The organism is Pseudomonas sp. xss_2, from assembly GCF_043104195.1.
GTDB classification, from domain to species: Bacteria; Pseudomonadota; Gammaproteobacteria; order Pseudomonadales; family Pseudomonadaceae; genus Aquipseudomonas; species Aquipseudomonas urmiensis.
The window spans coordinates 188,019-203,226 of sequence record NZ_JBICKL010000046.1; the positions used below are offsets into that span (position 1 = coordinate 188,019).

12 protein-coding genes and 2 pseudogenes are annotated in these 15,208 nt (G+C 61.0%); 8 read left to right on the forward strand and 6 right to left on the reverse strand.

What is annotated here, in order from left to right:
* Nucleotides 1-16 precede the first annotated feature (16 nt).
* Together ACF8K2_RS10130 and pcaR are read right to left on the reverse strand one after the other, a co-directional pair.
* Complete coding sequence (locus ACF8K2_RS10130) at nucleotides 17-1,363, reverse strand: MFS transporter (RefSeq protein WP_264236785.1); 1,347 nt, start codon at nucleotides 1,361-1,363, stop codon at nucleotides 17-19.
* A gap of 425 nt (nucleotides 1,364-1,788) precedes the next feature.
* Nucleotides 1,789-2,658 carry a pca regulon transcriptional regulator PcaR gene (pcaR, locus tag ACF8K2_RS10135; RefSeq protein ID WP_186553939.1) on the reverse strand — a complete coding sequence of 290 codons (870 nt, stop codon included), beginning with the start codon at nucleotides 2,656-2,658 and terminating at the stop codon, nucleotides 1,789-1,791.
* Between the two features lie 565 nt (nucleotides 2,659-3,223).
* Between pcaR and ACF8K2_RS10140 the strand changes: the two genes are divergently transcribed.
* Nucleotides 3,224-3,424: a hypothetical protein gene (locus ACF8K2_RS10140; RefSeq protein ID WP_186553938.1), complete on the forward strand. Its 201-nt coding sequence runs from the start codon at nucleotides 3,224-3,226 to the stop codon at nucleotides 3,422-3,424.
* A gap of 302 nt (nucleotides 3,425-3,726) precedes the next feature.
* Nucleotides 3,727-5,199, forward strand: a complete 1,473-nt coding sequence (locus ACF8K2_RS10145) for an inorganic phosphate transporter (protein WP_186553937.1) — start codon at nucleotides 3,727-3,729, stop codon at nucleotides 5,197-5,199.
* Nucleotides 5,200-5,332: 133 nt separating this feature from the next.
* On the opposite strand, the gene ACF8K2_RS10150 is transcribed toward ACF8K2_RS10145, so the two are convergent.
* Entirely contained in the window at nucleotides 5,333-6,808 is a 1,476-nt protein-coding gene (locus ACF8K2_RS10150; protein ID WP_392464645.1) for a helicase HerA-like domain-containing protein, read from the reverse strand.
* A 226-nt stretch (nucleotides 6,809-7,034) separates the two neighbouring features.
* Between ACF8K2_RS10150 and ACF8K2_RS10155 the strand changes: the two are divergent.
* From ACF8K2_RS10155 to ACF8K2_RS10175, 5 genes and pseudogenes are all read left to right on the forward strand, one after another.
* A pseudogene (locus ACF8K2_RS10155) lies at nucleotides 7,035-7,994 on the forward strand (cache domain-containing protein); the annotation flags it as partial.
* 261 nt (nucleotides 7,995-8,255) lie between these two features.
* Nucleotides 8,256-8,852 (forward strand): annotated as a pseudogene (locus tag ACF8K2_RS10160) (methyl-accepting chemotaxis protein); the annotation flags it as partial.
* Nucleotides 8,853-9,087: 235 nt separating this feature from the next.
* On the forward strand, nucleotides 9,088-10,209 hold the full coding sequence (locus ACF8K2_RS10165; RefSeq protein ID WP_392464646.1) for a glycosyltransferase family 4 protein: 1,122 nt from the start codon (nucleotides 9,088-9,090) through the stop codon (nucleotides 10,207-10,209).
* The gene (locus ACF8K2_RS10170) at nucleotides 10,202-10,969 is read left to right on the forward strand and encodes a DUF2334 domain-containing protein (RefSeq protein ID WP_368972826.1); all 768 of its coding nucleotides are present in this window, start codon (nucleotides 10,202-10,204) and stop codon (nucleotides 10,967-10,969) included. The genes ACF8K2_RS10165 and ACF8K2_RS10170 overlap by 8 nt, the downstream gene beginning before the upstream one ends.
* On the forward strand, nucleotides 10,966-11,961 hold the full coding sequence (locus ACF8K2_RS10175) for a lysylphosphatidylglycerol synthase transmembrane domain-containing protein (RefSeq protein WP_264236544.1): 996 nt from the start codon (nucleotides 10,966-10,968) through the stop codon (nucleotides 11,959-11,961). Before ACF8K2_RS10170 ends, ACF8K2_RS10175 begins: the two co-directional genes overlap by 4 nt.
* Here ACF8K2_RS10175 and ACF8K2_RS10180 read toward each other — a convergent pair.
* Together ACF8K2_RS10180 and purU are read right to left on the reverse strand one after the other, a co-directional pair.
* Complete coding sequence (locus tag ACF8K2_RS10180; RefSeq protein WP_372353339.1) at nucleotides 11,864-12,100, reverse strand: hypothetical protein; 237 nt, start codon at nucleotides 12,098-12,100, stop codon at nucleotides 11,864-11,866. The two genes, ACF8K2_RS10175 and ACF8K2_RS10180, sit on opposite strands and share 98 nt — an antisense overlap.
* A 16-nt stretch (nucleotides 12,101-12,116) precedes the next feature.
* On the reverse strand, nucleotides 12,117-12,968 hold the full coding sequence (purU, locus tag ACF8K2_RS10185) for a formyltetrahydrofolate deformylase (protein ID WP_186553931.1): 852 nt from the start codon (nucleotides 12,966-12,968) through the stop codon (nucleotides 12,117-12,119).
* Between the two features lie 300 nt (nucleotides 12,969-13,268).
* Here purU and mvaT point away from each other — a divergent pair, with 300 nt between their 5' ends.
* Nucleotides 13,269-13,646 (forward strand): histone-like nucleoid-structuring protein MvaT, encoded by a 378-nt coding sequence (gene mvaT, locus ACF8K2_RS10190; protein ID WP_186553930.1) that lies wholly within the window; start codon nucleotides 13,269-13,271, stop codon nucleotides 13,644-13,646.
* Nucleotides 13,647-13,711: 65 nt separating this feature from the next.
* Here mvaT and sbcB read toward each other — a convergent pair whose 3' ends face one another.
* Entirely contained in the window at nucleotides 13,712-15,142 is a 1,431-nt protein-coding gene (gene sbcB / locus ACF8K2_RS10195) for an exodeoxyribonuclease I (RefSeq protein ID WP_392464649.1), read from the reverse strand.
* Between the last annotated feature and the right edge of the window lie 66 nt (nucleotides 15,143-15,208).

Here is a 15,208-nt window from a genome sequence, read left to right on the forward strand (position 1 = left end):
GTTGTGGATTGCAGCGTCAGGTCGCGTCGGCGTGACTCACCAAGCCCTTTACGATCACGCCCACGGTCGCCAACGCCGCCGGCACCAACAACGCAGTCAGCACTTGTTCGAAATTCCAACCCAGCCCGAGCAAGGTCGCCCCACTCCAAGCACCGAGAATGGCGCCAAAGCGACCAATGCCGAGCATCCACGACACGCCGGTGGCGCGTCCCTGGGTCGGGTAGAACCGCGCCGCCAGCGACGGCATGGCCGACTGCGCACCGTTCACGCACATGCCGGCCACCAGCACCAGGGTGGCAAGCAGGGTCATGTTGCCCAGGCTCTGCCCCACGGCGTAGGCGAATACCCCAGCCAGCAGGTAGAACAGGCCGATGACCTTGTGCGGGTTGAAGCGATCCATCGCCCAACCCACCGCGACCGCACTGAGCACGCCACCGAACTGGAACAGTGCGCCAATGAAGGCGGCCTCCTCCATGCTCGCGCCACTGTCGCGCATCAGCGTCGGCAGCCAGCTGGTGAGCAGATAGACGATCACCAGGCCCATGAAGTAGGTCAGCCACAGCAACATCGTGCCCAGGCCGTAAGTGCCAGAGAAGATCACCGCAAACACGTTGCGCGCTGCCACCACCTTCTGCTCAGGCACACTGAAACTGGCAGCCTGCGCGACCACGGCAGGGGCGATCGGCGCCAGGGTTTTGCGCACCTTGTCGGTGCCGCGATTGCGCACCACCAAGAACCGCGCCGATTCCGGCAGCCACACCAGCAGAACCACCGCCAGCAGCAGCGGCAGCACACCGCCAATCACCAGCAGGCTGTGCCAGCCATAGGCCGGGATCAGCTTGGCCGAGATGAAGCCGCCACCGGCCATGCCGAGGTTGAAGCCACAGAACATGCTGGTCACCAACAGCGACTTGAGTCGTTCCGGGGTGTACTCGGAGAGCAAGGTGGTGGCATTGGGCATGCCGGCACCCAGGCCCAGCCCGGTCAGAAAACGCAGCACCAGCAGTTGGTCGACATTGGTGGCATAGGCCGAGGCCAGGCTAAAACCGCCGAACACCAGCACCGCGCCAACCAGCACACCTTTACGGCCGAAGCGGTCGGCCAATGGGCCGGAACCCAATGCGCCAAACACCATGCCGATCAGCGCGGCACTCATCACCGGGCCGAGGCTGGCGCGGTCGATGCCCCATTCCTGGGATAGCGCCGGAGCAATGAAGCCCATGGCCGCGGTGTCCAGGCCATCGAGGAATACGATCAAAAAACACAGGATCACCACCCGCCATTGGTAGCGCGACAGCGGCTGGTCATTGATGAACGATTGGACGTCGAGACAATTGCCGACAGTGGTTTGCGGTTTGTTCATTGTTGTTATCCAGAAAAGCGGCGCAGGCAGGATCCTGACGCAAGTGGCTGCGCAGGTATCGAGGGTCGGGAGTTATGGCCGTGCGTCAGCCTGGATACAACGGTACTGCGTGCGGGTGCGGCCGCAGCACAGAAAGGACAGTGGTCATGGGGTGTGCCTCTCGCATGTTGTTCTTGTTCGGTCGGCAAAGCCGACCGTTGCGAAAGACATTAATCAGCGGGCCGGCGCTGCGCAATTCAGTGGAGACGAGTTTGTGCGTTTATCGAACAACATCAGTGTGCAGTCGACTGCAGCAGTTCGAGCGCAGATGTCGGCTAGCCTGGGAGCGGGCTTGCCCCGCGATAGTGTTATTGATCGCGCAGCCGCTATCGCGGGGCAAGCCCGCTCCCACGTAGCCAACATCTACAGCCGCGCCAACGTAGCGCTTATCCGAACAGCTGGGTGCACAGGTCCCGGCTCGAAGCCAACAGAATCGGCAAAAACCGCTGCTCCAGTTCACTGCGGGTCACCCGCCCGACATGGGTACTGACGTTCAACGCCGCCAGCACCTGGCCCGAGGCGTCATAGATCGGCACGGCAATCGAGCGCAGGCCCTGTTCCAATTCCTGGTCAACCACACACCAACCCTGGGCACGCACCTGCTGGATGCAGGCAAACAGCGACTCCGGATCATGCAGGGTACGGCTGGTACGCGCCTTGAGGTCGGCACGGTCGAGGTATTCGCGCAGGCTGGTGTCATCCAACGCCGCCAGCAGAATGCGCCCCATCGAGGTGCAATAGGCCGGCAGCCGTCCGCCGACCGACAAATCGACCGAGATAAGCCGCTCCACCGTGGCCGAACGCGCTATATAAAGGATGTCATCACCTTCCAGGGTGGCCATGTTGGCCGCCTCATGCAGTTGGTCACTGATGCGATCCAGATAAGGCTGCGCCGAGACCGCCAACGGCGTCGACGACAGGTAGGCATGGCCCAGGGTCAAAACCTTGGGCAGCAATGAGTAGGTACGACCGTTGGTCGTGGCATAACCCAACTTGATCAAGGTATGCAGGCAACGCCGCACGGCTGCGCGAGGGATCTCGGTGCGGTGGCTGATCTGGGCGATGGTCAGGTGGCGTTTGCGCTCCTGGAACGCCTGGATGACCGCCAGGCCCCGGGCCAGAGAGGTCATGAAGTCCGGATCGCCAGTGAACGCCTGAATGCGCTTGGCGGGCGAGGCCACGATCGGAGGCGCCATTGCGGGGGAACTGGCTCTTTCCTGTACCGGGGCGTCCTTGGGCAGGTTTTCGTCGCTCATGGCTGACCTCAAAAAAATCTGTCGTTCGTTCGATTATCGAACGAACGGCCGATAATCGCAATTGACCGCTGACACTTTTGCTTATACCTTTCTCATGCCACATGTGGCTTCTTTGGAGAGACTGGTCAGGTACCCACCGTAGAAGTCCCCAGGCACGGCCTCGTCACCACGAGGCCGTTTTACCTCCCCTCGCGTTCCAGCGAACTTTCTGCACCCGCTCAACTCAAACTTCTGACCGATTCGCTAGCCGAGTCGATAGTCGTATGAACAACTTTGAGTGCTTGTGTCAGTTACCCGTAAAGAGCGATGATCGATGAGTTGCCGATTGCTATAATCAGTCTGCTGGCCGTGATCAACACGTAGGCGTTAGCCCCCACTGTCTCTTTGCATAGGGTGTTTGCCAGTTCGCCAGGTGAACAGCTTAAAACTGTTACGGTTTGATCAAGTGCCTTCGCACCTTTTGGACCACTGTTGCTGCGACAGCGATTTCGCTCTGGTTGCGTAGCCGCATGCGTAACTTTGCATGCCGAGCCGGAGCCAACTCTCATACTATTCAGGTACTACTGTGACGAAAGATGAACTGCGCGCAGAACTCGAGCGCCAGGCTGAACGTTACAAGGATGTTTATGGTGGTGAAGTCACCACGTATGCGGCGCAACCGGAGCCGGAACGCAAACCGTGGCGCAAGCGAGCCACCGTCCAGGACCAGGTATTCGCCCAGGAACTGGAAAAGATGGAAAAGGATTTGCGCAGCGACGAATCCTGACGCTACGGCCCGGCATGTGACTAGGCCAAGCGGCTGACAGATCGTTACTCAAATGACGCGCATGAAATGGAATTACACAAATTTCATACGCCCGTTTTAACGCCTCTTGCGCCTGATAGATTTCGAAAAATCGCACCATTTTGCCGAAATTAGCGATTTTTATCGGCATTAATGTTGCCGAAAGCCTGCTATTGCCACGGGTTTGCTAACCGCCTGAAGACACCATCGGTCTGTCGGGGGTGCATCGATTGCCAAGGTTTTCTGGCATAATCCGGCCCCCCTACGACCGCCAGAAAACCTTCATGATCGATTTATTCAGCGGACTGGATGCCTGGGTAGTGGTGAGCTTGGTGCTCGCACTGACCTTCGTGCTCGCATTCGAGTTCATCAATGGCTTTCATGACACCGCTAACGCGGTAGCCACTGTCATCTATACCAAAGCCATGCCACCGCACCTGGCCGTGTTCTTCTCCGGCGTGTTCAATTTCCTCGGGGTTCTGCTCGGCGGCGTTGGCGTGGCCTATGCCATCGTCCACCTGCTGCCGGTCGAACTGCTGATCAATGTGAACACCGGTCACGGCCTGGCCATGGTCTTCTCGTTGCTGGCCGCGGCCATCACCTGGAACCTGGGCACCTGGTACTTCGGCATCCCCGCGTCCAGCTCGCACACCCTGATTGGCTCGATCCTCGGTGTGGGCCTGGCCAATGCGCTGATCAGCGACATCCCGCTGGGTGATGGCGTCAACTGGCAGAAGGCGATCGACATCGGCATGTCGCTGGTGCTCTCGCCAATGGCCGGCTTTGCCGTTGCCGCGCTGGTCCTGCTGGGCCTGAAGTGGTGGCGCCCGCTGTCGAAGATGCACAAGACCCCAGAGCAACGGCGCAAGCTCGACGACAAGAAGCACCCGCCGTTCTGGAACCGTCTGGTGCTGGTGATCTCGGCCATGGGCGTCAGCTTCGTGCACGGCTCCAACGATGGCCAGAAAGGCATCGGCCTGATCATGCTGGTACTGATCGGTATCGTTCCGGCCAAGTTTGTCCTCGACCTGAACAGCACCACTTACCAGATCGAGCGCACCCGCGATGCTACCCTGCACCTGAGCCAGTTCTACCAGCGCAACGAAGCGACCCTGGGCGAGTACCTGGCCCTGGGCAAAGCCAAGTCCAGCGACCTGCCAGAGCAGTTCAGCTGCAACCCGCAGCAGACCGAGCCGACCATTGCCGCATTGCAGTCTTCGCTTAAAGGCGTCACCGACTACCGCGACCTGAACGCCGAGAAGCGTGTGGAAGTGCGTCGTTACCTGCTGTGCCTGGACGACACGGCGAAGAAGGTTGGCAAGCTGCCGGGCCTTGAGCCGCGCGAGAAGGCCGACCTGGAAAAACTGCGCAAAGACCTGACCGCCACCACCGAATATGCACCGTTCTGGGTAATCGTGGCCGTCGCCCTGGCCTTGGGCCTGGGTACCATGGTGGGCTGGAAGCGCGTGGTACTGACCGTTGGCGAGAAGATCGGCAAGCAAGGCATGACTTATGCCCAAGGCATGTCGGCACAGATCACGGCGGCGTGCGCCATCGGCATGGCCAACGTGTTCAGCCTGCCGGTATCGACCACCCACGTATTGTCGTCGGGTGTCGCCGGTACCATGGTGGCGAACAAGAGCGGCCTGCAAGGCGGCACCGTCAGGACCATCCTGCTGGCCTGGGTACTGACCCTGCCGGCCACCGTGGGCCTGTCTGCCGGGTTGTTCTGGCTGGCGACCAAGGCGATTAGCTGAGTCGCTGTGCAGTAATGTGAAAAAGGCGCCTTCGGGCGCCTTTTTTCGTACACATGACAAAACGTGGGAGCGGGCTTGCCCCGCGATAGCCTCAGCAAGCCCACACGCTAGTACGAGCAGCACGCAGACATCGTCAGCGCCGCTTGCCACCCAGCAACGAGCCCATCAACCCTCGCACCAACTGCCGGCCCAACTGATTCGCCGCCTGGCGCACCGCCGACTTGATCGCCTGCCCCGCCGCGCCCTGCAAGAACTCGCCAGCCTTGTCGGCAAAGCTGTCTTGCTCGACTTTAGGCTGCGGCGCCGGCTCCACCGGCTCGCCCTTGCGCTGGGTGAGCATCTCGTACGCCGACTCGCGATCGATCGGTTTGTCATAGCGGCCAATCAACGACGAAGAGGCCACCAGCGCACTGCGCTCGGCCGCAGTCAACGGTCCGATGCGCGACTGCGGTGGGGCGATCAGCACACGCTGGACCATCGCCGGGGTACCTTTGTCTTCGAGCGTGCCGACCAACGCCTCGCCAATCCCAAGCTCAGTGAGCACGGCCAGCGAATCGAAGGCAGGGTTAGGCCGAAAGCCGTCGGCCACAGCCTTGAGCGACTTCTGCTCCTTGGCGGTGAACGCCCGCAACCCATGCTGAATGCGCAAGCCCAACTGGGCCAGTACCGCATCGGGCAAATCACCGGGCGACTGGGTAACGAAGTACACCCCAACGCCTTTGGAGCGAATCAAGCGCACGACTTGCTCCAAGCGATCCTGCAGGGCCTTGGGCGTGTCATTGAACAACAAATGCGCTTCATCGAAGAACAGCGCCAGCACCGGTTTGTCAACATCGCCACGTTCTGGCAGTTGCTCGAACAATTCGGCCAGCAACCACAACAAGAAGGTCGCGTACACCTTCGGCGCTTCGTGCACCAAGCGGCTGGCATCGAGCAGATGTATGCGCCCGCGCCCTTGAGCATCAGGCTGCAACAGGTCCTCAAGCTGCAGCGCCGGCTCACCGAACAGCGCTTCGGCGCCCTGCTGCTCCAAGGTCGCCAGACGCCGCAGTAGCGCCTGGGTCGAGCCACTGGTCATCAACGCGCTGTCTTCGCCGAGCACCTGCGGGTTGTCTTTGAGATGGTTGAGCAGGGCCTTGAGGTCTTTCAGATCGAGCAGCAACAGGCCATCGCGATCGGCCACCTTGAACGCCGCGTACAGTGCCGCCTGCTGGCTGTCGGTCAGCTCGAGCAAGTTGCCCAGCAGCAGCGGCCCCATTTCGCTGAGGGTGGTGCGCAATGGATGACCCGACTGTCCGGCGATATCCCACAAGGTCACCGGATACGCTTTGGGGGTATGGCCCAACCACGGCATGCCAGCGATTCGCTCGGCCACCTTGCCCTGCGGCGCGCCTGCCGCGCCCAGGCCGCACAAGTCGCCCTTTACATCGGCGGCAAAGACTGCCACCCCGGCATCACTGAACACCTCGGCCAGGTGCTGCAAGGTCACGGTCTTGCCGGTCCCCGTCGCACCTGCCACCAAGCCATGTCGGTTGGCCAGGCGCATGGCTTGGCTGACAGGCTGGCCATCAGGGCCTGCTCCTACAACTATTTGCGAAGAATCCGACATCTTGTTTCATCCTCTGCTCAAGCTTTGCCCGATAACGGCCGATATCTCTGGGTGATATTCACCCTTAAGACAGGAACATCCCAAAAAAGGACTAGCGGGACTTGTTGCACTGTTTACCAGCTCTTTGTGCGAACGACCCGATAAATACCTTAGCGGAACCGATTACGCCATGAACAAAAGCCTACGTTTCAGCCATAAGATCCTCTTGGCCGCCTCACTGATCGTGATGCTCGCCTTCAGCCTCTTCACTCTCTACAACGATTACCTCCAGCGTAATGCGATTCGCCAGGACCTGGAGAATTATCTGGCTGAAATGGGTAAGTCCACTTCGACCAACATCCGCAACCTGTTCGATGGTCGCATCAAGTTGGTCGAGAACCTGGCGCAGAACATCGCCCAGCAGCCGAGCAACGCCGAAACCCTGATGGGCCAGAACGCGCTGATCTCAAGCTTCCTCACTGTTTATCTGGGTAAGGTCGACGGTGGCTTCAGCGTCCGTCCGGACTCGCAGATGCCCGACGGCTACGACCCGCGCACCCGCCCCTGGTACAAGGACGGCATGAATGCCAGCGGTGCGATTCTTACCGAACCCTACATCGACCTGACCACCAACAAGATGGTCATCGGCATTCTCAGCAAGGTGTCCAGCTCGGTTGGCGTGGTCGGTGGCGACCTGGCCCTCGACGGCTTGGTCGAAATCATCAACTCGCTGAACTTTGGCGGCATGGGCTACGCCTTCCTGGTCAATGACCAAGGCAAGATCCTGGTCCACCCGGACAAAGACCTGGTGATGAAATCGCTGGCCGACCAGTTCCCGCACAATACGCCGAAACTCTCCGGTGAGCTGACCGAAGTGCAAGCCGACGGCCAGACGCGCCTGTTGACCTTCACCCCGATCAAGGGCCTGCCTTCGGCCAACTGGTACATCGGCCTGTCGGTAGACAAAGACAAAGCCTTCTCGATGCTCAGTACCTTCCGCACCTCGGCGGTGATCGCCACTGTAGTGGCGGTGGTGATCATCATTGGCCTGCTGGGCCTGCTGATCCGGGTCTTGATGCAACCGTTGCTGACCATGACCCGCGCCATGGAAGACATCGCCCAGGGCGAAGGCGACCTGACCAAGCGCCTGACCATCCATAGCCAGGATGAATTCGGCATCCTCGGCAGCGCCTTCAACCGGTTCGTCGAGCGTATCCACGGCTCGATCCGCGAAGTGTCCTCGGCCACCGAGCAAGTCAACGAGGTGGCGTTGCGGGTGATCAGCGCCTCCAACTCGTCGATGAGCAACTCCGACGAGCAATCCAACCGCACCAACAGCGTCGCTGCGGCCATCAACGAGCTCGGCGCCGCCGCTCAGGAGATTGCCGGTAACGCCGCCCAGGCCTCGCAACACGCCAGCTCCGCGCGCTTGCTCGCCGAAGAAGGGCAGCAGGTCGTGGATCGCAACATCGAGGCGATGAATCGCCTGTCGGACCTGATCGTTACCTCCAGCGGCCATATCGAGACGCTCAACAGCAAGACGGTCAACATCGGCCAGATTCTGGAAGTGATCACCAGCATTTCGCAACAGACCAACCTGCTGGCGTTGAACGCCGCGATCGAAGCGGCGCGCGCTGGCGAGGCCGGTCGTGGTTTCGCGGTGGTGGCCGATGAGGTCCGTAACCTGGCCCACCGCACCCAGGAATCGGCGCAACAGGTACAGACCATGATCGAGGAGCTGCAAGTCGGCGCGCGGGAATCGGTCGAGACCATGGGCCAGAGCCAGCGGCACAGCCAGGACAGCATGCAGATCGCCAACCAAGCCGGCGAGCGCTTGGAAAGCGTCACCGTGCGCATTGGCGAAATCGACGGCATGAACCAGTCGGTGGCGACGGCGACCGAGGAGCAGACGGCGGTGGTCGAGTCGATCAACATGGATATCAGCGAGATCAACATGCTCAACCAGGAGGGCGTGGAGAACTTGCAGGCTACCCTGCGGGCATGTTCGGACCTGGAGCAGCAGGCGGGTCGACTGAAGCAGTTGGTGGGCAGTTTCCGCATCTAAATTGAGCTAGCGCGTCGCCCGTTTCGCGGGCAAGCCCGCTCCTACAGGGACCGCACCGGCTTCACGGCCTGAGCGGTCTATGTAAGCGGGCTTGCCTGGGAAACGGGCGACTCTGTTTCCAGCACCGCCCTCCAAACCTCGATCGAACAAACTATTCTTCTGAGAGGTCAACCTTTAGGCGCGTCATCGCCGGCTGCTTCAGCCGGATGACAGACCCGAAGACGATCCCGGAGGGATGCTGATCGTGCACATTGCTGACATCACCATGTTCTACGCCCCGGCCAGCGGCGGCGTACGTACCTATCTTGATGCCAAACACCGCCGCCTCGATGCCATGCCTGGCGTACGTCACAGCCTGTTGATCCCCGGCGCCAGCGCCAGCCATACCGATGGCGTGTACCAAGTCCCCGCCCCGCCCCTGCCGTTTGGCAAAGGCTACCGTTTCCCGGTCCGCCTGGCGCCTTGGTGCAACGTACTGCGCGAACTGCAACCCGACTTGATTGAAGTGGGCGACCCCTATTTGACCGCTTGGGCGGCACTGGAGGCGCGGCGCAAGCTTGAGGTGCCGGTGATCGGCTTCTACCACTCCGACCTGCCGCTGCTGGTCGGCAACCGCATGGGCAACTGGTTCACGCCCAATGTCGAAGCCTACGTCAGCAAGCTCTACGGCAACTTCGACCGGGTCCTGGCGCCAAGCCAGGTGATGGCCGATAAACTGCGCAGGCTCGGCGTCAGGGAAGTGCACGTACAGCGGTTGGGCGTCGATCTCACAACCTTCAACCCCGAACATCGCGACAGCCGTCTGCGTGCTGAACTGGGCATCGCCGACACCACCCGCCTGCTGGTGTTCGCCGGGCGCGGTTCGCGCGAGAAGAACCTGCCGGTCCTGCTCGACTGCATGCGCCAGCTGGGCCGCCACTATCACCTGCTGCTGGTGGGCTCAGGGATGCCGGCCAACGTGCCGGACAACGTCAGTGTGATCAATCAGTTCTGCGCCCCACAGGAAGTCGCCCGGCTGATCGCCAGCGCCGACCTGCTGGTGCACGCCGGCGACCAGGAAACCTTCGGTCTGGTCATCCTTGAGGCCATGGCCAGCGCCACCCCAGTGGTGGCAGTGCGTGCCGGCGCGTTTAGCGAGATCGTCAACGAGCAATGTGGCCGCCTCTGCGCGCCGAACGACAGCCTGGCAATGGCGGCGACCGTACGCGAAGTCTTCGAAGACGGCGTGCGCAAACTGGGCCTGCAGGCGCGCCGGCATGTCGAGCAGCATTATTCCTGGGACAACGTGGTCAACGGCCTGCTGCAGCACTACCAGGCGGTTCTCGGCCACCAGCCACAGGTCCGCGCCCATGCCTGAACCGGCCAATCCTAGCCCACGCAGCCTGATGCTGGTGTTGCACGATGTTGCCCCCGAGACCTGGCCCGACTACCAGCCCTTCGTCGAGGCCGTCGACCAACTGGGCGATGTGCCCATGACGTGGCTGGTGGTCCCGGACTTTCATCGTCGCAACCCCCTGAGCCGTTCACCCAGCTTCTGCCAACTGCTCGAGCGACGCTTGCGCCAAGGTGACGAGCTGGCCCTGCATGGCTATTACCATGCCGACGACGGCCCGCCGCCACGCAGCAGCCGCGACTATTTCATGCGCCGGATCTACACCCATGAAGGCGAGTTCTACGGGCTCGATCAAGCCCAGGCGATGCAACGCCTGCAAGCTGGGCTTGAGCTGTTCAATAACCAGGGCTGGCCGGTGGCAGGCTTCGTTGCCCCGGCCTGGTTGATGAGCGAAGGCACGCGCCAGGCGCTGCGCCAGTTGCCGTTGCGCTATACCAGCACACCACAGCACCTGTACCGCTTGCCTGAGTTCACCGCGATCGAAGCCCCTGGATTGGTCTGGAGCGCCCGCAGCGCCTGGCGCCGAGGCCTGTCACGAGTGGTTTGCGACTGGCAGCGGCGACGTTGGCATGAAGCGTCGACCGTGCGCCTGGGCCTGCATCCTGTCGACATGCGCCACCCCAGCTCTCGAAACTATTGGCTAAACGCACTGCAAACGCTGATGGCGCAAGGTCGCCAACCCTTGACCAAGTCGGCCTGGCTCGAACGCCAGATCGCAGCATGAATCGCCTCGGCTGGTTGGCCCTGGCGCTGCTGTTCGCCGTGCTGGTGCCAGCCCTGCTGGGGGGCAGCGAGTTGCTGCCAAGACTGAAAACCTTCGCCCCTGAACTGATGCTGACGCTGCTGGGGATGATCCTGCTGTGCTGGATTATCAATGCCCTGCGCCTGCGCCTGCTACTCGGCCAGCAAGGCGCTCAATTAGGCCGGGTGCGCAGCCTTGGGGTAATCATGGCCACCGAGTTCGCCATCTGCACCACCCCCGCAGGCAGCGGCGGCCCCTTGACCTTGATGGCCCTGCTGGCACGTGAACGGATCGGCCCAGCGCGCAGTGGCGCGGTGTTCGCCATGGATCAGTTGAACGATTTGCTGTTCTTCTTCTGCGCCATGCTGGCCATCGCCGGTTATGCGCTATTCCACAGCCTGGGACACAGTCAAGAAAGCATGCTGCTGGGCAGCGCGCTGATGCTGTGTATCGCCTTGGGGTGTGTGGTGGGCCTGCTGCGCTATCGGCGCGCCGTCATGCGCTTCAATGGCCGGCTTTTGCGGCGACTGGGCATGGCCGTGCATCGACGCCGGCGCTGGGCGCGCAAGGTGCTGCATTTCGTGCATGCCCTGGCCGAAACCTGGCGGCTACCCAAACGGACCTTGGCGCTGGTGTTCAGCCTGACCTGTGTGCATTGGAGCCTGCGCTACAGCGTGCTGTACCTGGTATTGCGCGGATTGGGCGTGGAGCTGTCGTGGATACCGAGCTTCCTGGTGCAGATGCTCTCGCTCAGCGCCGGCCAGTTCAGCCTGCTGCCAGGTGGCGCAGGTGCCGCCGAGCTGACCTCGGCGAGCCTGTTGACGCCGTTGGTGGGCAGCTCGACCGCGGCCGCCGCGATCCTGATCTGGCGCGCGGTTACCTACTACTTTTATCTGCTGGCGGGCGGCCCGGTGTTCGTTTGCCTGCTGGCGCGTCCGCTGCTGGAGCGCTGGCGGCGCCATCAGGCGGGTTGAGCTGGCGCCACAGGGCGGCGGCGCCGGGGAATTCGGTGCCATCCTCGGCGCTTAGCGCCTCGGGGTCGAAGCGGGCCAGGCAGCCTTCGCCCAAGGTGGGTGGCGCCTTGGCGCCGGCCTTGTCGCGTGGATCAGCCATCGGCCCGCCCTCTTGCTTAATCGAACACCACGGTCTTGTTGCCATGCACCAGGACGCGGTCTTCCAGGTGATAACGCAGGCCGCGCGCCAATACCATTTTCTCGACGTCACGCCCAAAGCGGACCATGTCTTCGATGCTGTCGGCATGGTTAACGCGAACCACGTCCTGCTCGATGATCGGGCCGGCATCCAGTTCTTCGGTAACGTAGTGGCAGGTCGCGCCGATCAGCTTGACCCCACGCAGTGCCGCCTGGTGATAAGGCTTTGCGCCGACGAAGGACGGCAGGAAGCTGTGGTGGATGTTGATCACCCGCTCAGCAAACTGCTCGCACAACTGCGGCGGCAGGATTTGCATGTAACGCGCCAGCACCACCACATCGGCGCCATGCTCTTCGACCAGGCGCGACACTTCGGCGAACGCCGGCTGTTTATCCTTTGGATCGACCGGAACGTGGAAGAACGGAATACCGTGCCACTCGACCATGCTGCGCAGGTCATTGTGGTTGGAAATCACGCAGGGGATATCGCAATCCAACTCATCGGTGTGCCAGCGGTGCAACAAGTCCGCCAGGCAGTGCGACTCGCGGCTGGCCATCAGCACCACGCGTTTTTTCTGCGCAGAGTCAGTCACGCGCCAGATCATCGAGAACTCTTCGGCGATAGGCGCGAAGGCTTCACGGAACGCCTCGATGCCAAACGGCAGCGACTCGGCACGGATCTCATGACGCATGAAGAACCAACCGCTCTGCTCGTCGGAGTGGTGGCTGGCTTCGTTGATCCAGCCATTGTACAAGGCCAGGAAATTACTGACTTTCGCCACGATGCCGACACGGTCGGGGCAGGCAATCACCAGTCGATAGGTGCGCATGAGGGAGACTCCAAGAACTTCGCAAAGGCGCATATTCTAACGAGCTGCCAGGAAAAACGCAGTAATCATCGGCGCCTGCCCGGACCGGGCCAGCCCTGCAGCCGCCGCCGCGACAATTAGACCTTAAGCACATCGGTTCTGATGAGACCGGCAAGTCATATGTAAATTTTTCTTAACCAAAGAATCTTGTTATTGCCGAGTCGATTACAGTTTATTACCTGATTAATTGTTTACTTGCGAGAATCGCCTGTCTATTATTGGCCCACACTGTCTCTCTGAACATGCATTAAGGAACACGCCATGTCCCTGATCAACGAATACCGCGCTACCGAAGAAGCCATCAAAGAACTGCAAGCGCGTCTGGCCAACCTGTCGCAAGATGACAAGCTGAAAAAAGAGCTGGAATTCGAAGGCAAGCTGCGCACCCTGATGGGCGAATACTCCAAGTCGCTGCGTGACGTAATTGCCCTGCTCGACCCAGAAGCCAAACTGAGCAAAGCCCCACGTGGCGCCGCCAAGACCACCAGCACCAAGCGTGCGCGTAAGGTCAAGCAATACAAAAACCCGCACAACGGTGAAGTGATCGAAACCAAAGGCGGCAACCACAAAACCCTGAAAGAGTGGAAAGCCAAATGGGGTGGCGATGTGGTTGAAAGCTGGGCGACCCTGCTGGACTAATATGTCTGCGACCCGCTTTGCAAAACACGCCGGCTGATGCCGGCGTTTTTATTTGCTCAATCACATTACAGCTGCAACTGCGTCTTCAGTTGTTGGACATGCACCTGCCAGGCCTCCAGCACGCGGCGCCCCGCCTCGTCGGCCGTGGCCCAACTGCTCTGGCAAGCCTGCTCGAAGTCACCCAGGGTGTTGGGCGCGCCCCAGCGCGGATCGCTCAACCGCTGCTGGCAAAATAGCAGCCAGCGTTGCTGCTCCTGCTCATTCAATGTTTCAAAGAAATTTCGCGCGCGGTAGCGGAACAACAACTCAGGTAGCCGCGGGTCATCGAACATCCACTGCGAACGACCCAGTTGCGCTGGGTCGACCACCCGCACCTGTTCGCACAGGCGCCGATCGCGATCACCGATAAAACCGTCATACAATTGTTGTTCGGGATCTTCGCACGGCGGGAATTCTTCCCCGCTGTAAATGTGTTCGAGCTTATCTTGCCAACTGCTCTGTTGACTGGCCAAGGCCTCGCCACGTGATTGCAACATTGCCAGGTCAATACCCAGCCGTGCTTGATCGGCCGGTCGCAACACCTTCAATGGCGCCAGTACTGGGCAGCGATTGATATGCACCAACTTCAGTGGCACCGGTAATTGCCCGGCGCTGAGATCATCGCGCCGAGTGTATAACCGCTCACGTAATGTTTCGGCGCTTTCCCGTATTAAAGGTAAGGTTTCCAAGTGCAGGTCGCACACAATCAGTGCATTGCGGTTGCGCGGGTGCCAGGCCAATGGCAAGACCACGCCAATATAATTGCGCTCGGCGGAAAAGCGCCCCGAGATATGCACCAACGGCTGCAACAGGCGAATGTGCTCCATGACTTTGTGCTTGCTGCGCAACTCAAACAGCCAGTCATACAGCTTGGGCTGTTTGTCACGGATCAGTCTCGCCAACGCAATGGTTGCCCGCACGTCGGAAAGCGCCTCGTGCGCATGGCCGTGATCGATGCCATTGGCCTTGCTGAGCAATTCCAGGCGCAAGCTGGTGCGACCGTCCTGCTGCGGCCAGACAATCCCCTCAGGACGAAGGGCATAGGCGGTGCGCACGATGTCGATCAGATCCCAGCGGCTGTTGCCGCCCTGCCATTCACGGGCATAGGGGTCGAAGAAGTTGCGGTAGAGGCTGTAGCGGGTGACCTCGTCATCGAAACGCAAGGTGTTGTAGCCCGCGCCGCAGGTGCCGGGGCGCACCAGCTGCTCATGCACGCGGGTCATGAACTCAGCTTCGCACAGCCCTTTGCTGGCCAGTTCCGCCGGGGTGATACCGGTGACCAGGCACGCCGCCGGGTGCGGCAGGATATCGTCCGAGGGGCGGCAATAGAGGTTGACCGGCGCGTCGATTTCGTTGAGTTCAAAATCAGTGCGCACACCCGCCATCTGCAACGGGCGGTCGCAGCGCGGATTGATTCCGGTGGTTTCGTAGTCGTGCCAGAAGATGCTGGAGGTCACGGGGTCTTCCTGTAGCTAGGTCGACCGTGAGTCTAGCGGCCTGCGCCGCTAAATCGAATCCCCAAT